Genomic DNA, 18,164 nt, shown 5'->3' on the forward strand with positions numbered 1-18,164 from the left:
GGCGCGGCCACCCGGCGCCGGGTCCGCGACCGGCGGATCCGGCGGGCGTTCTCCGCGCGGGCGCCGGGGTGCGGGCGGACGGTGCCCGCCCGCGCGCCGAACGCGTCCTTCAGCCGTTCCTCGATGCCGTTCATGTCGCCTCCTCGTCCTTCAAGCGCCGGCCGAGCGCCGCGATGGCGCGGGCGGTGTGGGCCTTGACCGTGCCGAGGGCGATGCCCAGGGTCTCGGCGGTGTCGCGCTCGCTCAGGTCCAGCCAGTAGCGCAGCACCAGCACCTCGCGCTGCCGGCCGGGCAGGTCCGCGACGGCGGCCAGCAGGGCACGGACGTCCTCGTCGTGCACCACCTGGTGCTCGGCGGACCCGGCCTCGGACGGCGGCGCGAGCTGCGCGTGCCGGCGGCGCGCCATCCGCAGGTGCCGCAGCCGGCTGCGGGCCGCGTTGCACACGCTGGAGCGCAGGTAGGCCAGCGCGGCGTTCTGGTCGCGCAGGGTGCGGCGCTTGCGGTGCAGCCGGACGAACGCGTCCTGCACCACGTCCTCCGCGTCGTCGGCGCCGAGGAGGGTCGCGAGCCGGACCAGGCCCCAGAAGTGGGCGGTGAACAGTTCCTCGTACCCGTCGCCGGGACGCGTGAGCGGCACCGCGATGGCCCCTGTCGTCTGCTGCTGGTACGTCACGGAGCAGAGACGAACGTGCGGGAGGAAGGTTTACCACGCTCGGGCGTTTTTGTTCCCGGCGTCAAAAGGAACAAAGCGGAGACCATTTCCGGTCCGCCCCGCGCAGCGCCTCTGATCAGCCATGATGTGGGCATGCCCGCAGATCGCATGCTCCCCTCGCCCGAGGCCGCAGACGTGGTCGCGCTCGCCCGCGACATCGCCCGCCGGGAACTGGCGCCGCGCGCCGCGCCCGCCGAGGAGGCCGGCGCGTTCCCCCGCGAGATCTTCCGGATGCTGGGCCGCGCCGGGCTGCTCGGCCTGCCCTATCCGCCGGACCTCGGCGGGGGCGGCCAGCCGTACGAGGTGTACCTGCAGGTGCTGGAGGAGATCGCGGCGGTGTGGGCGTCGGTCGCGGTCGGGGTGAGCGTGCACACCCTGTCCTGCTTCCCGCTGTTCGCCTGCGGCACCGACGTGCAGCGCAAGCAGCTGCCGGAGCTGCTGGAGGGCGACCTGCTCGGCGGGTACGCGCTGGCCGAGGAGTTCACCGGGCCGGACGCGGCGGGGCTCAGCACGCTCGCGGTCCCGGACGGGGACGGCTACCGGATCACCGGCACCAAGACGTGGATCACGCACGGCGGCGAGGCGGACTTCTACGTGCTGTTCGCCCGCACGTCCGGCGGCCCCGGCGGGCTCACCTGCTTCCTCGTCGAGGGGCGCATGGACGGCCTGGCGTTCGGGCCGCCCGAGCGCAAGATGGCCCTCACCGCCTCCACCACCGCGCGGCTGCACTTCGAGGACGCGTGGGTGCCCGACGACTGGCGGATCGCCGACGAGGGCTGCGGATTCCCGATCGCGGCGGCGGCGCTGGACGCGGGGCGGCTCGGCATCGCCGCGTGCGCCGTCGGGCTGGCGCAGGGCGCGCTGGACCACGCCGTCCGGTACGCGGCGGGGCGCGGCCAGTTCGGCCGCCCGGTCATCGCCAACCAGGGGATCGCGTTCCTGCTCGCCGACATGGCCGCGGCCGTGGAGACGGCCCGCGCCGGATACCTGGAGGCCGCCCGGCGCAAGGACCGCGGGCTGCCGTTCGCGCGGCAGGCGTCCATCGCCAAGCTCGCCGCGACCGACGCGGCGATGAAGGTGACGGCCGACGCGGTGCAGGTGCTGGGCGGCGACGGCTACACCCGCGACCATCCCGTGGAACGGTACATGCGGGAGGCGAAGGTGATGCAGATCTTCGAGGGCGCCAACCAGATCCAGCGGATGGTCATCGGCCGCCACCTCGCCCGCGACGCCGGATACGCCTGCTGACCTTCCCCGCCTGAAGCGGGACGCGTGCCGGTCAGTACAGGCGCGGTCCGGCGGCGAGGCGGGCCGCGCGGGCGGCCGCTCCGGCGACGCGTGCCCGCGTCCGCCGCCGGGCACGGCCGCGGCGGACCAGCGTCAGGACGGACACGGCCGCGGCTGCCCCGCAGAGGCCGAGCGCGACGAGGGACGCGACCCCGGCGTAGAAGCGGGCGCCGCCGTCCGGCGTCACCAGCAGCGGCCCGTCCGTGCCCTGGCAGGTCAGCACGGCCGGACCGGTCACCGGCGCCGTCATCGACGCGGTGTAGCGGTAGCCGGGGCGGTCGGCCGCGCGCGAGGAGTTCTTGCGGGTGAGCCGGACGCGGTCCCGCCCGGCGCCCGGCGCGACGGCGCACCCGAACGGCGCGGAGCCGTCCCGGCGCACGTAGAGGAAGTAGGTGTGCCCGGCCGACAGCCGGACGAGCAGGCCGCTCGCCGCGTCGCCGGTCGCGGTGGGCCCGCGGGCGGCGTCGGACTCGTCCCGCGTCAGCGCCGTCACGGTGAGGAACCCCGCGGCGGCCAGCACGACGAGCGCGACGGGGAGCGCGTACCAGCCCGCGGACGGTACGCGCGACACGGGTGGGGCGGACGGCGCGGACCACGCGGGCGGCGCGGGTCCCGCCGGACCGTTCGCTCCCGGCCCCATCCCGGTCCCCCCGATCCGAACGTCACCGTGTCGTGCCGCCACGATCCCAGACCGCGTACCCGCACGTCAGGGACTTCTGCAAGCCGCGGAGGTGTCGGCCGGGCGCGAGCGGTTACCCTACTAGGTAGTAGCAATCTTGGGAGGTCGCATGGCCCTCAGGGACCGACTGCCCGCCCCGCCGATCCGGATCCGCCGCCCGCGCGGGCTCCGCTACACGGTGGAGCGCGACCTGCCGGTCACGATGCCGGACGGCGTGACGCTGCTCGCCGACCGCTACGTCCCGGAGGGGGCGCGGCGGCCGCCGCCGACCATCCTGGTGCGCACCCCGTACGGGCGGCGCGGCCCCGCCGCGCTGGCGAACGGCCTGCTGTTCGTCCCGTTCGGGTTCCAGCTGGTCGTGCAGAGCTCGCGCGGGACGTTCGGGTCCGGCGGCGAGTTCGACCCGCTCGGCGGCGAGCGCGACGACGGCCTCGCCACCGTCGCGTGGTTGAAGGAGCAGCCGTGGTTCGGCGGCGCGTTCGCCACCTACGGCGCCAGCTACCTCGGCTACTCCGCCTGGGCGATCGCCGCCGAGGCCGGCCCGGAGCTGAAGGCGATGTCGCTGCAGATCACCGCGTCGTCGTTCCGGGACGCCGCCTACGTCGGCGGCTCGTTCGCGCTGGAGTCCACGCTCACCTGGACCGACCTCACCCACCGGCAGCAGCAGCCGCTCGGCCTGCTGACGGCGACGCTGCTGTCGCGCCGCCGCGCCGTCCGCGCCGCCCGCTCGGGCCTCCCCCTGTCGGAGCTGGACGTGGCGACCGGCGGCGCGCAGATGCGCTTCTACCAGGACCTGCTCGCCAACCACGGCACGGACGCGGGCTACTGGGACGGCCGCGACTTCAGCGGCACCGTCGGCGGCGTCGAGGCGCCCGTCGCCCTGCTCGGCGGCTGGTACGACGTGTTCCTGCCGTGGGAGATCAAGGACTACCTGGCGCTGCGCGCGGCCGGGCACCGGCCGTACCTCACCATCGGCCCCTGGTGGCACACCGACGCCCGGCACGGGCTCGTGTCGTTCCGCGAGACGCTCGCCTGGTTCCGCGCGCACCTGCTCGGCGACCCGTCCGGGCTGCGCGCCGAACCCGTCCGGCTGTACGTCACCGGCGCCCGCGAGTGGCGGCACTACGGCGACTGGCCCCCGCCCGGCATGCGCCAGGACCGCTGGCACCTGCACCCCGGCGGCGGCCTCGGCGAGGACGGCCCCCGCCCGTCCGAGCCGAGCACGTACCGGTTCGATCCGGCCCGCCCCACCCCCGCGCTCGGCGGCCCGACCCTGCTCGGCAGCTCCCGCCCCGTCGACAACCGGCCGCTGGAAGGCCGCCCGGACGTGCTGGTGTTCACCTCGCCGCCGCTCACCGAGCCCCTCGAGGTGATCGGCCCGGTCGGCGCCGACCTGTTCGTCCGCTCCGACCGCGAGCACACCGACTTCGTCGTCCGGCTCTGCGACGTCGCCCCGGACGGGACGTCCCGCAACGTCTGCGAGGGCGGGCTGCGCCTCCCCGCGTTCGCCGAGAAGCCGGTCGGCACGGCCGGCGTCCGCCGCATCGCGGTCGACCTGTGGCCGACCGGGCACCGCTTCGCGCGCGGCCACCGCGTCCGCGTGCACGTGACCAGCGGCGCCCACCCGAAGGTCGCCGCGAACCCCGGCACCGGCGAGCCGCTCGCCACCGCCCGCCGGATGGTCCAGGCGTCCCAGGAGGTCTTCCACGACCCGGACCACCCCTCGGCGATCATCCTTCCGATCGCCGGCGCCTCGCCCGAATCCGCGACCCCGGCCCCCGAGGAGGACCCCGCCTAGGGTTTCAGAGCCGGCCGGCGACGGCCTTGGCGAAGCGGGCGTCGCTGCCGGGGGGCGTGTTCGAGATAGAGGGCGGGCTCCGTCAGTTCCAGTTCGATCAGGAGCGGCTCGCCGTCCGGGCCGGGGATCAGGTCGACGCGGGCGTACAGCAGGTCGTGGCCGCCGGGGACGGCGGCGAGCATTCGCGCGTCGTCGCTGCCCTCGGGCAGCCGTGCGCAGGTGGCGAGGGCGCACCGGGGTGAAGCGGTCACGGGGGGTTTCCTTCTCGCGGCGAGGGGTCGGCGGACGGGGTCAGCGGACGGGGTTGCCCTCGCCGCGCAGCGCGTCCTTCACCTCGGAGATCTTCATCTCGCCGAAGTGGAAGACGCTGGCGGCGAGCACCGCGTCGGCGCCGGCGGCGACGGCCGGGGCGAAGTGCGCCACGGCGCCCGCGCCGCCGCTGGCGATGACGGGCACGGTGACGGCCTCCCGGACGCGGCGCAGCATCTCCAGGTCGAAGCCGGCCTTGGTGCCGTCGGCGTCCATGGAGTTCAGCAGGATCTCGCCGACGCCGAGCTCCTGGCCGCGGCGCGCCCATTCGACGGCGTCGATGCCGGTGCCCTTGCGACCGCCGTGCGTCGTCACCTCGAACCCGGACTCGGTGCCGTCGGCGCGGCGCGCGTCGACCGACAGCACGATGCACTGCGAGCCGAACCGGTGCGCGGCCTCCCGCAGGAACTCCGGCCGCGCGATCGCGGCGGTGTTGACCGACACCTTGTCGGCGCCGGCGCGCAGCAGCCGGTCGATGTCGTCGACGGTGCGGACGCCGCCGCCGACGGTCAGCGGGATGAACACCTGCTCGGCGGTGCGGCGCACCACGTCGTAGGTGGTGGAGCGGTCGGCGCTGGACGCGGTGATGTCCAGGAACGTCAGCTCGTCGGCGCCCTCGGCGTCGTAGCGGCGGGCCAGCTCGACGGGGTCGCCGGCGTCCCGCAGGTTCTGGAAGTTGACGCCCTTGACGACGCGCCCGGCATCGACGTCCAGGCAGGGGATGACCCGTACGGCGACGGTCACTTCACCGCCTCCAGGGCCTCTTCCAGCGTGAACGCCTGCGCGTACAGCGCCTTGCCGACGATGGCGCCCTCGACTCCGGCCTCCACGAGCTTGGCGAGTTCGCGCAGGTCGTCCAGGGACGAGACGCCTCCGGACGCGACGACCGGCTTGTCGGTGCGGGAGCAGACCTCGCGCAGCAGCTCGGTGTTCGGGCCGCGCAGCGTGCCGTCCTTGGTGACGTCGGTGACGACGTAGCGCGGGCAGCCGTCGGCCTCCAGCCGGGCGAGGACCTCCCACAGGTCGCCGCCCTCGCGCGTCCAGCCGCGCGCGGCGAGCGTCGTGCCCCGGACGTCCAGACCGACCGCGATCTTGTCGCCGTGCGAGGCGATGATCTTGCGGCACCAGTCCGGGTTCTCCAGCGCGGCGGTGCCGATGTTGACCCGCGCGCAGCCGGTCGACAGCGCCGCCTCCAGCGACGCGTCGTCGCGGATGCCGCCCGACAGCTCCACTTTCACGTCCAGCCGCCCGGTCACCTCGGCGAGCAACTCCCGGTTGGAGCCGCGCCCGAACGCCGCGTCCAGGTCGACCAGATGGATCCACTCCGCACCCGCGTCCTGCCAGGCCAGCGCGGCGTCGAGGGGGGCGCCGTAGGAGGTCTCGGTGCCGGCCTCGCCCTGCACCAGGCGGACCGCCTGTCCGTCGGCGACGTCAACGGCGGGAAGGAGCGTCAGAGTCATGCGGAAACCCTATCGATACAGGTGAGCGTCCCCGGCGCGAGCGGCGCGCGGGCGCGGTCAGGAGAGGGTGGACAGCCAGTTGCGCAGGAGCCGCGCCCCCGCGTCGCCGGACTTCTCCGGGTGGAACTGGGTCGCGCACAGCGGGCCGTTCTCGACCGCCGCGACGAACCGGTCGCCGTGCTCGGCCCAGGTGACCAGCGGCGGCTCGATGGTGCCGGTCGGGTCGGGCGCCAGCTCCCAGCGGCGCGCCGCGTAGGAGTGGACGAAGTAGAACCGGGCGTCCGCGAGCCCCTGGAACAGGACGGAGCCGTCCGGGACGTCCACGGTGTTCCAGCCCATGTGCGGGACGACCGGCGCCTCCAGCCCGTCGACCGTGCCGGGCCACTCGTCGCAGCCCTCCGTGGTGACGCCGTGCTCGATGCCCTTGGAGAACAGGATCTGCATGCCGACGCAGATGCCGAGGACGGGCAGGCCCCCGGCGAGGCGGCGGCCGATGATCTGCTCGCCGCGCACCGAGCGCAGGCCCGCCATGCAGGCGGCGAACGCGCCGACGCCCGGCACGACCAGGCCGTCGGCGGCGAGTGCGGCGTCCCAGTCGGCGGTGACGGTGACGTCGGCGCCCGCGCGGGCCACGGCGCGCTCGGCCGAGCGCAGGTTGCCCGACCCGTAGTCGAGCACGACGACGTTCGGGCTCACAGCCACATCACTCCCCCGGCGAACGCCAGCCCGGCCAGGAACAGCACGATCAGCGCGGCGCCCTTGAGGCCCTGCCTGATGAAGCTGTAGACCCCGGCGAGCAGGAACAGCGCGACCGCGAAGACGGCGATGTTGAAGAAGGTGAAGTGCAGTCCGCCGATGTCCACGGCTACAGCGCTCCCTTGGTGGACGGGATGCCGTGCACCTTCGGGTCGAACGCCACCGCGTCGCGCAGCGCGCGCGCCAGCGCCTTGAACTGCGCCTCGACGATGTGGTGCGCGTTGCGCCCGTACGGGACGTGGACGTGCAGCGCCACCTGAGCGTTCGACACGAACGACTCGAAGATGTGCCGGGTCATCGTGGTGTCGTACTCGGGGCCGATCATCGGCGCCATGCCGTCCGGCTCCACGTGCACGAGGTAGGGGCGGCCCGACACGTCCACGGTGACCTGCGCGAGCGCCTCGTCCAGCGGGATGGAGGCGTCGGCGAAGCGGCGGATGCCGGCCTTGTCGCCGAGCGCCTCGCGGAACGCCCGGCCGAGCGCGATCGCGGTGTCCTCGATCGTGTGGTGGCTGTCGATGTGCAGGTCGCCGGCCGTCTTGACGGTCAGGTCGAACGACCCGTGCTTGCCGAGCTGCGCCAGCATGTGGTCGAAGAACCCCACGCCGGTCGCCACGTCGACCTGACCGGTCCCGTCCAGGTCGATCTCGACGAGGACCCGCGTCTCCTTGGTCCCGCGCTCGACCTTTCCCTTGCGCGTCACACGCTCTCCTTCATTGCTTGCTTGAGGGCAGTGCGGAAGGCGGCCATCTCTTCGGGGGTGCCGACGCTCACCCGCAGCCACTCGGGCGGCCCGACCTCGCGGATCAGCACGCCGCGCTCCAGCAGCGCCTCCCAGACCCTCCGGCGGTCCGGGAACGTCCCGAACAGCACGAAGTTGGCGTCGGAGTCGGCCACCCGGAGCCCCTCGGCGCGCAGCCACGCGACCAGGTCGTCGCGTTCGCGGCGCAGCGCCTCGACGCCGCCGAGCAGCTCCTCGCCGTGTGCGAGCGCGGTGCGCGCCACCGCCTGGGTGACGGCCGACAGGTGGTAGGGCAGCCGGACGAGCAGCAGCGCCTCGATCACGGCGGGGTCGGCGGCGAGGTAGCCGAGCCGGGCGCCCGCCATCGCGAACGCCTTGGACATCGTCCGGGTGACGATCAGCCGCGGGTTGCCGTCCAGCAGCGTCAGCGCCGACGGGGTGCCCGCGCGGCGGAACTCGGCGTAGGCCTCGTCGACGACGACCATGCCGGGCGCGGCGTCCAGGACGGCTTCGATGGCCTCCAGCGGCAGCGCGGTGCCGGTCGGGTTGTTCGGCGAGGTCAGGAACACGATGCCGGGCCGGTGCTCCTCGACGGCCGCGATCGCGCGGGCCGGCTCCAGGCCGAAGTCCTCGTCGCGGAACGCGTTGATCCAGCCGGTCCCGGACACCCCGGTGATGATCGGGTGCATCGAGTAGGACGGCTCGAAGCCGAGCGCGGTGCGGCCCGTCCCGCCGAACGCCTGCAGGATCTGCTGGATGATCTCGTTGGAGCCGTTCGCCGCCCACACCCGCCCGGCGGTGAGGCCGGCGCCGGGCGTGTCGGTGTTCAGGAAGGCGGCGAGGTCCTCGCGGAGCGCGACGGCGTCGCGGTCGGGGTAGCGGTTCAGCGACCCGGCGACGTCCATGACGGCCTCGCCGAGCGCCTTCACCAGCCGATCGGACGGCGGGTAGGGGTTCTCGTTGGTGTTCAGCGCGTACGGGACGTCCAGCTGCGGCGCGCCATAGGGCTCCCGGCCGCGCAGGTCGTCCCGCAGCGGCAGGTCGTTCGGCGAAGTCACGAAGGGATCTCCCAGTCGAAGCGGGCCTTGAGCGCCGCGCCGTGCGCGGGCAGGTCCTCGGCCTCGGCGAGCGCGACGACGCGCCCGGTGGCCTCGGCGAGGGCGTCGCGGTCGTACTCCACGACATGGACGCCGCGCAGGAACGTCTGCACCGACAGCCCGGACGAATGGCACGCGCACCCGCCGGTCGGCAGGACGTGGTTGGACCCGGCGAGGTAGTCGCCGAGCGACACCGGCGCGTACGGGCCCACGAAGACCGCGCCGGCGTTGCGGACGCGGTCGGCGACGGCGGCCGCGTCGGCGGTCTGGATCTCCAGGTGCTCGGCGGCGTAGGCGTCCACGACCTTCAGGCCGTCGTCGATCCCGTCGACCAGCACGATGCCGGACTGGCGCCCGGCGAGCGCCTCGGTGATCCGCTCGGTGTGCTTGGTGCGGGCCACCTGCGCCTTCAGCTCCCGCTCGACCTCGTCGGCGAGCCGCGCCGAGTCGGTCACCAGGACGGCGGCGGCGAGCGTGTCGTGCTCGGCCTGGCTGATCAGGTCGGCGGCGACGTCCACCGGGTCGGCGGTGTCGTCGGCGAGGATGGCGATCTCGGTCGGGCCGGCCTCGGCGTCGATGCCGATCACGCCCTTGAGCAGCCGCTTCGCGGCGGCGACGTACACGTTGCCCGGCCCGGTGACCAGGTCGACGCGCGGGCACTCGTCGGTGCCGTAGGCGAACATCGCGATCGCCTGCGCGCCGCCCACCGCGTAGACCTCCTCGACGCCGAGCAGCGCGCACGCCGCCAGGATCGTCGGGTGCGGCAGGCCGCCGAACTCCTTCTGCGCGGGCGAGGTCACGGCGAGCGACTCGACGCCCGCCTCCTGCGCCGGGACGACGTTCATGACCACGCTGGACGGGTAGACGGCGCGGCCGCCCGGCACGTACAGGCCGACGCGGCCGACCGGGATCCACCGCTCGGTGACGGTGCCGCCGGGCACGACCCGCGTGGTGGTGTCGGTGCGGCGCTGGTCGCGGTGCACGGCGCGGGCGCGGCGGATGCTCTCCTCCAGCGCCTCCCGCACGGCCGCGTCGAGCCCGGCGAGGGCCTGGTGGACGGCCCGGACCGGGACGCGGGTGCTCTCCAGCTCGACCCCGTCCAGGACCCGGGTGTGCTCCCGCACCGCCTGCGAGCCCCTATGGCGCACGTCCTCGCAGATCGGCCGCACCTTGTCCAGGGCGGCCTCGACGTCGAGTTCGGCGCGGGGCAGCACGGTGCGCAGGTCGCCGGGAAGCGAGCCGCGCAGGTCGATACGGGAAATCACCCGCCCAGTCTACGGAGTGGCTCCCGTCCCTCGCGCACCGTCTCAGGTGCCGAGACGCCCGTGTCGCCGCCCCGGAGGGCGCCACCCGTCCCTGTCGCCACAGGGGCGACATCCGTCACAGGAGCGACATCGCTCAGACCCGCAGCGTCCCGTCCAGCACGGTGACCGCCTCGCCGGAGATGATCACCCGGTCGCCGCGCAGCGCCATCCGGACGTAGCCGCCGCGCTCGGACGCCTGGTAGCCGGTCAACTCCTCCAGGCCCATCCGCTCCCCCCAGAACGGGGCGAGCGCGCAGTGCGCCGAACCGGTGACGGGGTCCTCGCCGTCGCCGAGCAGGATCCGCGCGCCGAAGAAGCGGGACACGAAGTCGTGCTCGCGGTCGTGCTCGCGCTCGGCGAGCCGCGCCGTGACGACGACCCCGCGCGCGTCGATCCGCCCGAGCGCCGCCATGTCGGGCGCCAGCCGGTGCACCACGTCCTCGTCGGCGAGCTCGACGACCAGGTCGTTCTGGACGTTGCGCCCCGTCCACCCGATCTCGACGCCGCCGAGGGCCCCGGCCAGCTCGGCCGGGGGCGCGGCGGCCTCGGGCGGGCAGGCGGGGAAGTCCATCGCCAGGGCGCCGTCCGCGTCGCGGGTGACGGTGAGGACGCCGCTCTTCAGCGTCCGGAAGCGGATCGGGCGGCCGGCGGGCACGGTGCCGGTGTCGTAGAGGGCGTGCGCGGCGGCCATTGTCGCGTGCCCGCAGAGCGCGACCTCGACGAGCGGCGTGAACCAGCGCAGCTCGAAGTCCGCATCGGCCTCGTCGACGGGCCGGACGAACGCGGTCTCCGAGTGCTTCATCTCGGCCGCGACCCGCTGCATCCAGTCCGGGTCGGCGGCACCGTCCAGCAGGCAGACCCCGGCGGGGTTCCCGGCGAAGGGGCGGTCGGCGAAGGCGTCCACGACGAGCATCCTCATGCCGCCGACGCTACCGGCGGCGCCCCCGGCGGCGGCACGGCCAATCGGGCACGAGTGGCCCGGACGGCCCCGGACGGCCCGGCCCGTGACACCTGCTTCACACTATGAAAAATCAGCCCTTACCAAGATCATCGACGGCGGCGTACGCTGGCGCCGAGGGCGTCCCCCCGGCCGGCTCGGGAAAGAGGCGACATGACGGAGCGGCTCCCCCTGTTCCCGCTGGGCACCGTGCTGTTCCCCGGCCTGGTGCTGCCGCTGCACCTGTTCGAGGAGCGGTACCGGCTGCTCGTCGGCGACCTGCTCGAACGGCCCGAACCGCGCGGCTTCGGCGTGGTCTGCATCGAGCTCGGCCACGAGGTCGGGCAGGACGCGGCGCGCCGCCTCGCCGGCGTCGGCTGCCTGGCCGAGCTGCGCGAGGCCAGGCGGCACCCCGACGGCCGCTACGACATCGTCACCACCGGGACGCGCCGCTTCCGGGTCAAGGAGCTGGACCGGTCCCGCCCCTACCTGCAGGGCGAGGTGGAGTTCCTCTCCGAGGAGCCGGGCGCCGATCCCGGGCCGACCGCCCATCGCGTGCGGCGGCTGTTCCGGCTGTACCGGGAGCGGCTGTCGGCCGCCGGAGCCGGCACGGTCGAGGACCCGGAGCTGCCGGACGACCCGGTGGCCCTGTCCTACCTGATCGCCGCGTCGGTCGTGCTGGACGGGCACGAGAAGCAGCGGCTGCTGGAGTGCGAGGACGCGGCGCTGCGGCTGGCGGCCGAGCGCGACCTGCTGGCCCGGGAGAACCGGATCCTGGACGAGCTGCCGATGATCCCGGCCGGCCAGTTCCTGGACGGCTCGTTCACCCTGAACTGACGCCGCGCCGAAGATCACGGCAGACTGGGCCCATGAGCAGGCAGACAGGGGGGAGCAAGGCCGGCGGCAAGGGCACGCCCGCCACGGTCGCCGCGGCGAAGGCCGGGATCGAGTTCACGCTGCATCCCTACGAGCCCGATCCGGACGCCGACTCCTACGGCGCGGCGGCGGCCGACGCGCTCGGCGTCCCGCACGACCAGGTCTTCAAGACGCTGCTGGCCGAGGTGGACGGGCGGCTGACCGTCGGCGTCGTCCCGGTGTCGGGGTCGCTGGACCTGAAGGCGCTGGCCGCGGCGGCGGGCGGCAAGAAGGCGGTGATGGCCCACCCGCGCGACGCCGAGCGCGCCACCGGCTACGTGGTCGGCGGGATCAGCCCGCTGGGGCAGCGCCGCCGGCTGCCGACGGTGATCGACGCGTCGGTGTCAGCGCTCGGGACCGTCTACGTCTCGGCCGGTCGGCGCGGACTCCAGATCGAGCTCGTCCCTGCCGACCTCGTCGCCCTCACCGGCGCCACCGTCGCCGCGATCGCCCGGGGGTAGCCGGCGGAACACCACCTCCAGCAGGCCGTAGGCGGCGACCGCGACCAGCGGCCAGGCCATCAGCAGGCCCTTGGCGCGCAGGTCGGCGACGCCGGTGACGGTGGCGCCGTCGCGGCCGTGCCGGACGACGTCCTGGAAGTGGCCGAGCCCGATCAGGTGGCCGGTCTTCCAGGCGAGCAGGGACGCGGCGACGCCGCCGGCGGCCAGGCCGAGCAGCAGCGCGACGTCGTTGCGGCGGCCGCCCGCCAGGTACGCGGCGATGCCGCACAGCAGCCCGAGGGAGAGGGCGATCAGCGCGAACCGGCCGTCCACCCCGATCGGCCCCTCGCCTTCCGGATCGGCGACCAGCGCCTCACCCTGGACGATCACATAGGTCACCTTGGGGATCGTGTTCCCCCACAGCAGCCCCGCGAGCGGCCCGAGCAGCGTCACGATGGCGGTGGTGACCAGCCAGGTCGTCAACTGCCTCCCGGTCGGTCGCCGCACTGCGTACGCTCCTAGGTGGAAGTGTCCTCTGACAGCGAAAGCCTAGCCTGCCCAGGTCAGCCGTTCGACAATCGAAGGGTGCCCGACTCCCGTTGTGATTCACACCCGCGACCGCCCCGGCTACTGGGATAATGTGCCCGACATGTCCGGATTCAGTCCCGCGTTCGAACGCCTCGGCGCCGCCCTGGCGGCCGTCGTCCTGCAGCAGCAGGAGACGCTCGCCGAGTTCCTCCCGCGCGAGGACTGGAGCGCCGACCTCACCGCCCGCACCTACGCCAGCGGCGGCGCCACCGTCCGCGTCTCGCTGCTCGGCTCCTACGCCGCGCGCGAGCGCACCTGGCTGTGGGGGTGGGCCAACCCGCAGTTCGGCGAGGCCCACCCGGCGGTCGTCCCGACCCTGGTGATCCGCGCCCTCGGCGAGCGGCTCGGCATCACCGAGTTCACCACGCCCGAGGTCGACCTGTCCTGGTACGACGGCCCGGCCGGGCACGGCGGCGAGCTGATCGCGATGGCGGCGGGCGGGGTGCTGCGCGGCGCCGGCTACATCGGCGCCGGCTACGACGGCGGCTCGGCCTACCTGCACGTGGACGACCCGCAGGTGCCGGCCGCCGGCTGGGACCCGATCCCCGTCCCCCGGCTCCTCACGGGCGCGGCCGGACTGTTCCCGCACGAGCCCCGGCTCACCCTCGCGGGCCTGCTGTCGCACCACCGCGTCGCCTACCGGCAGACCGACGAGGTGACCGAGATGGTGCTGCCCGGCGGCGGCACCGCCCGCGCGCTCTTCGACGGCCTGGGCCGCTTCGTCGACTGGCAGGCCGACCTCACGCCCGCGCCCCCGCCCGCCGCCCGTGGCCGGCACCGCGACGTCCCGGTGTCGTCCGCGGCGACGGATCGATGACGGGCCGCTGACGCCGCCGGTTCCGGCCGGTTCCGGTCCCGGCGGCTGCCGGCCCGGCCGCTAGCCGAGGCAGGACGGGCCGAGGAGCTGCTTCAGGTCGCCCATCAGCGCCGGGGACGGGGCGACGCGCAGCCGGTCGTCCAGCCGGACGACCGTGGTGCGCGGCCCGTTCTGCAGGTGCAGATGCACCTCCGACGAGCCCGGGTGGGTGATCAGCACCTCCTTCAGCCGCGACACGGTCGGCGGGGTGCAGCGGCCGAGCGGCAGCGTCACCGCCAGCGGGCCCGTTCCCTCGGTGATGGTCAGGTCCGGCTGGGTGACCTCCATCGCGATGATCTTCGCGACGTCCTCGCGGCGGTCCAGCTTCCCCTTGACGATGAGGATCGCGTCCTCGGCGAGCAGCGTGGAGCACAGCTGGTACGACGACGGGAAGCACAGCACCTCGATGGAGCCGGCCAGGTCCTCCAGCTGGAACATGGCCCACGAGTTGCCCTGCTTGGTGACCTTGCGCTGCAGGCCGGACAGCAGCCCCGCGATGATCACGATCTGCCCGTCCGGCCGCTCGCCCTCGTTGAGGGCGGCGATGGCGCAGTCGGCCTCGCGCTCCAGGATGTGCTCGACGCCCAGCAGCGGATGGTCGGAGACGTACAGGCCGAGCATCTCCCGCTCGAAGGCCAGCAGCGTGGTCTTGTCCCACTCCTCGCCCTCGGGGATCACGACGGCGAAGGCGTCCTCGCCGCCGTCGTCCTCCAGCGCGCCGAACAGCGAGTCCTGCCCGACGGCCTCCTTGCGCTTGATGTCGATGACCGAGTCGATCGCCTGCTCGTGCACCATCAGCAGCGCCTTGCGCTGGTGCCCGAGCTCGTCGAACGCGCCCGCCTTGATCAGCGACTCCACGACCCGCTTGTTGCAGACCTGCGACGGGACCTTGCTGAGGAAGTCGTTGAAGTCGGTGTAGGCGCCCTTCTCCCTGCGCGCCGCGACGATCCCGTCCACCACGTTGTGGCCGACGTTGCGGACCGCCGACAGGCCGAACCGGATCTCGGTGTCGCCGAGCGGGGTGAAGTCGGCCTCGGAGGTGTTGACGTCCGGCGGCAGGACCTTCAGCCCCATCCGGCGGCACTCCGACAGGTAGAGGGCGCTCTTGTCCTTGTCGTCGCCGACGGACGTCAGCAGGCCCGCCATGTACTCGGCCGGGTAGTTCGCCTTGAGGTAGGCGGTCCAGTAGGAGACCAGGCCGTACGCGGCGGAGTGCGCCTTGTTGAAGGCGTAGTCGGAGAACGGGACGAGGATGTCCCACAGCGTCTTGACGGCCTCCTTGGAGAAGCCGTTGTCGATCATCCCCTGCTCGAAGCCGACGAACTGGGCGTCCAGCTCGGCCTTCTTCTTCTTGCCCATGACGCGGCGGAGCAGGTCCGCCTTGCCGAGCGTGTAGCCCGCCACCTTCTGCGCGATCGCCATGACCTGCTCCTGGTAGACGATCAGGCCGTAGGTCGTGTCGAGGATCTCCCTGAGCGGCTCCTCCAGCTCCGGGTGGATCGGGGTGATCTCCTGCTGGCCGTTCTTGCGCAGCGCGTAGTTGGTGTGGGAGTTCGCGCCCATCGGGCCCGGCCGGTACAGGGCGCCGACGGCGGAGATGTCCTCGAAGTTGTCCGGCTTCATCAGCCGCAGCAGCGAGCGCATCGGGCCGCCGTCGAACTGGAACACCCCGAGCGTGTCGCCGCGGGCGAGCAGGTCGTAGGTCGGCTGGTCGTCCAGCGGCAGTTCGAGCAGGTTGACGTCGACGCCCTTGTTCTTCTTGATCCCCTTGAGCGCGTCGTCGATGATCGTCAGGTTCCGCAGGCCGAGGAAGTCCATCTTCAGCAGGCCGAGCGTCTCGCAGGTCGGGTAGTCGAACTGCGTGATGATCGCGCCGTCGGCGTCGCGGCGCATGATCGGCACGTGGTCGGTGATCGTCTCACCGGACATGATGATCCCGGCGGCGTGCACGCCCGTCTGCCGGATCAGCCCCTCCAGGCCCTGGGCCAGATCCATGATCTGCTTGACGTCGGTCTCTTCCTCGTACAGCTTGCGCAGCTCGCCCGCCTCGCCGTAGCGCGGGTGCTTGTCGTCGAAGATGCCCGACAGCGGGATGTCCTTGCCCATGACGGCGGGCGGGAACGCCTTGGAGATCCGGTCGCCCAGCGCGTACGGGAAGCCGAGGACGCGGCCGGCGTCCTTGATGGCGGCCTTCGCCTTGATGGTGCCGAAGGTGGCGATGAAGGAGACCTTGTCGGCGCCCCACTTCTCCGTCGTGTACTTGATGACCTCGGCGCGCCGGTCTTCAGGGAAGTCGATGTCGATGTCGGGCATGGACGCGCGCTCGGGGTTCAGGAACCGCTCGAAGATCAGCCCGTGCGGGATCGGGTCGAGGTCGGTGATGCCCATCGCGTAGGCGATCAGCGAGCCCGCCGCGGACCCTCGTCCCGGCCCGACCAGGATGCCGTTCTGCTTGGCCCACATGATGAAGTCGGCGACGACGAGGAAGTAGGACGGGTACCCCTTGCCGAGGATGACGCCCATCTCGTACTCGGCCTGCTCCCGGTACCCGTCCGGCAGGCCGTCCGGGAAGCGCCGCTCCAGGCCCGCCCAGACCTCCTTGCGGAACCAGCTCTCCTCCGTCTCCCCCTCGGGGACGGGGAAGCGCGGGCTGAGGTCGCGGTGCTCGAACATGCCCGCGGGGTCGACCCGCTCGGCGAGCAGGAGGGTGTTCTTGCAGCCCTCGAGCCAGATGTCGGACGCGTCGATCGCCCGCATCTCGTCCGCCGTCTTCAGGTAGTAGCCGCTGCCGTCGAACCGGAACCGGTCGGGGTCGGCGAGCTGCTTGCCGACCTGGACGCACAGCAGCGCGTCGTGCGCGGTCGCCTCCGACTCGTGGGTGTAGTGCGAGTCGTTGGTGACGACCGGCCGGATGTTCAGCTTCTTGCCGATGTCGATGAGGCCCTGCCGGACGCGGCGCTCGATGTCGAGGCCGTGGTCCATCAGCTCGAGGAAGTAGTTGTCCTTGCCGAGGATGTCCTGGAAGGTGGCGGCGGCCTTGAGCGCCTCGTCGAACTGGCCGAGCCGCAGCCGGGTCTGGATCTTGCCGGACGGGCAGCCGGTCGTGCCCATCACGCCGTCGGCGTGCTCGGCGAGCAGCTCCTCGTCCATGCGCGCGTACTTGAAGACGAAGCCCTCGGTGTAGGCGCGGCTGGACAGCTTGAACATGTTGTGCAGGCCGGTCCTGTTGCGCGCCCACAGCGTCATGTGGTTGATCAGGCCGCCGCCGGAGACGTCGTCGCGCTTCTGGCTCGGCTCGCCCCACTGGACCTTCTTCTTGTGGAAGCGCGACTCGGGGGCCATGTAGGCCTCGATGCCGATGATGGGGACGACGCCGGCGGCGGTGGCCTGCTTGTGGAAGTCGTAGGCGCCGTGCATGTTGCCGTGGTCGGTCATCGCGATCGCCGGCATCTTCTGCCGCCCGACCTCCTCGAACATCTGCTTCAACCGGGCGGCTCCGTCCAGCATGGAGTACTCGGTATGAACGTGCAGGTGAACGAAAGAGTCGGCCATGCCCGCTGCGCCTCCTGATGCTCGCATGCGACCGCCCACGTGCGTGGGCCGCACGTGGTCGCGTTATGGGTCCCGGGGGAAGAACGCCGTCCCGGCGGGGTCGCCGGGATGACGCGGTCCTGAGAGCCTAACCCCGTCCGGGGGGCGCCCGCTCCCCGACTCGCCCACCGTCTCGCACGTCACGGCGGGCACCCGCGGGAACACCCGTCGCACCCGCTCGGGCCGTCTCACGACGCGAGACGGGTGTCCGGGATTTGACAGGGCACGGGCGTCCCTTTTTCCATGGACGCGGCCCCGGGCACGGATCCCCTGCGCGGTGCGGCCGCCGCGAGAGAGGGAGACCGACATGCACGACCAGGTCATCGACGCCACCGGCGCCTCCGGACCGTCCTGCCCCGCCTGCGGAACGCCGGAGGGGGCCGCCGCGTCGCGCGCCCCTCTGCTGCGCGTGCCGCTGCCGGTCGCCGACGACCTGGCGACGGTCGCGCAGGCGCGGGCGGCGATCGACGGCCTGGACGCGGCGCTGGCCGTCCTGCTGGAGCGCCGCGCCGCCGTCGCCGCCCTCGTGCAGCGGCTCAAGCCCGTCGGCGGGTTCGCGGGCCGCAACCCCGGCCGGGAGCGGGAGATCGTCGACGCGATGGCCGAGCACGCCCCCTCGCTCGGCCGCGACCACCTCACGAAGATCATGAACGCGGTCATCGAGGCGGGCCTGGACGCCGCCGATCGCTGACC

The 18,164-nt window shown here is 73.2% G+C and carries 19 protein-coding genes; 6 read left to right on the top strand and 13 right to left on the bottom strand.

Annotated features, from left to right (window positions below):
- Nucleotides 1-130: 130 nt before the first annotated feature.
- Nucleotides 131-673, bottom strand: coding sequence for an RNA polymerase sigma factor (locus ABD296_RS40100; protein ID WP_344280330.1), 543 nt, complete (start codon nt 671-673; stop codon nt 131-133).
- 132 nt (nt 674-805) lie between these two features.
- Here ABD296_RS40100 and ABD296_RS40105 point away from each other — a divergent pair, with 132 nt between their 5' ends.
- Entirely contained in the window at nt 806-1,960 is a 1,155-nt protein-coding gene (locus ABD296_RS40105) for an acyl-CoA dehydrogenase family protein (protein ID WP_344280333.1), read from the top strand.
- 31 nt (nt 1,961-1,991) lie between these two features.
- Here ABD296_RS40105 and ABD296_RS40110 read toward each other — a convergent pair whose 3' ends face one another.
- On the bottom strand, nt 1,992-2,570 hold the full coding sequence (locus ABD296_RS40110; RefSeq protein ID WP_344280336.1) for a hypothetical protein: 579 nt from the start codon (nt 2,568-2,570) through the stop codon (nt 1,992-1,994).
- A 217-nt stretch (nt 2,571-2,787) separates the two neighbouring features.
- Between ABD296_RS40110 and ABD296_RS40115 the strand changes: the two genes are divergently transcribed.
- A complete protein-coding gene (locus tag ABD296_RS40115; protein ID WP_344280339.1) occupies nt 2,788-4,476 on the top strand; it encodes a CocE/NonD family hydrolase in 1,689 nt (562 codons plus the stop codon).
- Here ABD296_RS40115 and ABD296_RS40120 read toward each other — a convergent pair.
- From ABD296_RS40120 to ABD296_RS40160, 9 genes are all read right to left on the bottom strand, one after another.
- A complete protein-coding gene (locus ABD296_RS40120; protein ID WP_344280342.1) occupies nt 4,473-4,727 on the bottom strand; it encodes a hypothetical protein in 255 nt (84 codons plus the stop codon). The genes ABD296_RS40115 and ABD296_RS40120 overlap by 4 nt on opposite strands.
- 40 nt (nt 4,728-4,767) lie before the next feature.
- Nucleotides 4,768-5,529 (bottom strand): imidazole glycerol phosphate synthase subunit HisF, encoded by a 762-nt coding sequence (gene hisF / locus ABD296_RS40125; RefSeq protein WP_344280344.1) that lies wholly within the window; start codon nt 5,527-5,529, stop codon nt 4,768-4,770.
- Nucleotides 5,526-6,245 carry a bifunctional 1-(5-phosphoribosyl)-5-((5-phosphoribosylamino)methylideneamino)imidazole-4-carboxamide isomerase/phosphoribosylanthranilate isomerase PriA gene (gene priA / locus ABD296_RS40130; RefSeq protein ID WP_344280346.1) on the bottom strand — a complete coding sequence of 240 codons (720 nt, stop codon included), beginning with the start codon at nt 6,243-6,245 and terminating at the stop codon, nt 5,526-5,528. Before priA ends, hisF begins: the two co-directional genes overlap by 4 nt.
- Before the next feature lie 57 nt (nt 6,246-6,302).
- Nucleotides 6,303-6,941, bottom strand: a complete 639-nt coding sequence (hisH, locus tag ABD296_RS40135) for an imidazole glycerol phosphate synthase subunit HisH (protein ID WP_344280349.1) — start codon at nt 6,939-6,941, stop codon at nt 6,303-6,305.
- A complete protein-coding gene (locus tag ABD296_RS40140; RefSeq protein WP_344280352.1) occupies nt 6,938-7,108 on the bottom strand; it encodes a hypothetical protein in 171 nt (56 codons plus the stop codon). The genes hisH and ABD296_RS40140 overlap by 4 nt, the downstream gene beginning before the upstream one ends.
- Nucleotides 7,109-7,110: 2 nt before the next feature.
- Nucleotides 7,111-7,704 (bottom strand): imidazoleglycerol-phosphate dehydratase HisB, encoded by a 594-nt coding sequence (hisB, locus tag ABD296_RS40145; RefSeq protein WP_344280355.1) that lies wholly within the window; start codon nt 7,702-7,704, stop codon nt 7,111-7,113.
- Nucleotides 7,701-8,801 carry a histidinol-phosphate transaminase gene (locus tag ABD296_RS40150; RefSeq protein WP_344280358.1) on the bottom strand — a complete coding sequence of 367 codons (1,101 nt, stop codon included), beginning with the start codon at nt 8,799-8,801 and terminating at the stop codon, nt 7,701-7,703. The genes hisB and ABD296_RS40150 overlap by 4 nt, the downstream gene beginning before the upstream one ends.
- On the bottom strand, nt 8,798-10,105 hold the full coding sequence (gene hisD, locus ABD296_RS40155; protein ID WP_344280360.1) for a histidinol dehydrogenase: 1,308 nt from the start codon (nt 10,103-10,105) through the stop codon (nt 8,798-8,800). Before hisD ends, ABD296_RS40150 begins: the two co-directional genes overlap by 4 nt.
- Before the next feature lie 133 nt (nt 10,106-10,238).
- Entirely contained in the window at nt 10,239-11,063 is an 825-nt protein-coding gene (locus ABD296_RS40160; RefSeq protein WP_344280362.1) for a PhzF family phenazine biosynthesis protein, read from the bottom strand.
- A gap of 192 nt (nt 11,064-11,255) precedes the next feature.
- Here ABD296_RS40160 and ABD296_RS40165 point away from each other — a divergent pair, with 192 nt between their 5' ends.
- A complete protein-coding gene (locus ABD296_RS40165; protein WP_344280365.1) occupies nt 11,256-11,918 on the top strand; it encodes an LON peptidase substrate-binding domain-containing protein in 663 nt (220 codons plus the stop codon).
- A 32-nt stretch (nt 11,919-11,950) separates the two neighbouring features.
- Nucleotides 11,951-12,457 (top strand): Cys-tRNA(Pro) deacylase, encoded by a 507-nt coding sequence (gene ybaK, locus ABD296_RS40170; RefSeq protein WP_344280368.1) that lies wholly within the window; start codon nt 11,951-11,953, stop codon nt 12,455-12,457.
- On the opposite strand, the gene ABD296_RS40175 is transcribed toward ybaK, so the two are convergent.
- The gene (locus ABD296_RS40175) at nt 12,341-12,943 is read right to left on the bottom strand and encodes a hypothetical protein (RefSeq protein WP_344280371.1); all 603 of its coding nucleotides are present in this window, start codon (nt 12,941-12,943) and stop codon (nt 12,341-12,343) included. The two genes, ybaK and ABD296_RS40175, sit on opposite strands and share 117 nt — an antisense overlap.
- 142 nt (nt 12,944-13,085) lie before the next feature.
- On the opposite strand from ABD296_RS40175, the gene ABD296_RS40180 reads away from it, so the two are divergent.
- Nucleotides 13,086-13,841, top strand: a complete 756-nt coding sequence (locus ABD296_RS40180; protein WP_344280374.1) for a DUF6882 domain-containing protein — start codon at nt 13,086-13,088, stop codon at nt 13,839-13,841.
- Between the two features lie 60 nt (nt 13,842-13,901).
- On the opposite strand, the gene dnaE is transcribed toward ABD296_RS40180, so the two are convergent.
- Nucleotides 13,902-17,432 (bottom strand): DNA polymerase III subunit alpha, encoded by a 3,531-nt coding sequence (gene dnaE / locus ABD296_RS40185; RefSeq protein ID WP_344280377.1) that lies wholly within the window; start codon nt 17,430-17,432, stop codon nt 13,902-13,904.
- Nucleotides 17,433-17,778: 346 nt separating this feature from the next.
- On the opposite strand from dnaE, the gene ABD296_RS40190 reads away from it, so the two are divergent.
- Nucleotides 17,779-18,162, top strand: a complete 384-nt coding sequence (locus ABD296_RS40190) for a chorismate mutase (RefSeq protein ID WP_344280380.1) — start codon at nt 17,779-17,781, stop codon at nt 18,160-18,162.
- The last annotated feature ends 2 nt before the right edge of the window (nt 18,163-18,164 follow it).

The sequence above is a fragment of the Actinomadura napierensis genome, assembly GCF_039529375.1.
GTDB classification, from domain to species: domain Bacteria; phylum Actinomycetota; class Actinomycetes; order Streptosporangiales; family Streptosporangiaceae; genus Spirillospora; species Spirillospora napierensis.

Bases quoted from the DNA above. Each gene is read 5' to 3' on its own strand.
- ABD296_RS40165 (WP_344280365.1), top strand. From the start codon at position 11,256: ATGACGGAGCGGCTCCCCCTGTTCCCGCTGGGCACCGTGCTGTTCCCC.
- ABD296_RS40115 (WP_344280339.1), top strand. From the start codon at position 2,788: ATGGCCCTCAGGGACCGACTGCCCGCCCCGCCGATCCGGATCCGCCGC.
- ABD296_RS40105 (WP_344280333.1), top strand. From the start codon at position 806: ATGCCCGCAGATCGCATGCTCCCCTCGCCCGAGGCCGCAGACGTGGTC.
- ABD296_RS40160 (WP_344280362.1), bottom strand. From the start codon at position 11,063: ATGAGGATGCTCGTCGTGGACGCCTTCGCCGACCGCCCCTTCGCCGGG.
- ABD296_RS40180 (WP_344280374.1), top strand. From the start codon at position 13,086: ATGTCCGGATTCAGTCCCGCGTTCGAACGCCTCGGCGCCGCCCTGGCG.
- ybaK (WP_344280368.1), top strand. From the start codon at position 11,951: ATGAGCAGGCAGACAGGGGGGAGCAAGGCCGGCGGCAAGGGCACGCCC.
- dnaE (WP_344280377.1), bottom strand. From the start codon at position 17,432: ATGGCCGACTCTTTCGTTCACCTGCACGTTCATACCGAGTACTCCATG.
- ABD296_RS40190 (WP_344280380.1), top strand. From the start codon at position 17,779: ATGCACGACCAGGTCATCGACGCCACCGGCGCCTCCGGACCGTCCTGC.
- priA (WP_344280346.1), bottom strand. From the start codon at position 6,245: ATGACTCTGACGCTCCTTCCCGCCGTTGACGTCGCCGACGGACAGGCG.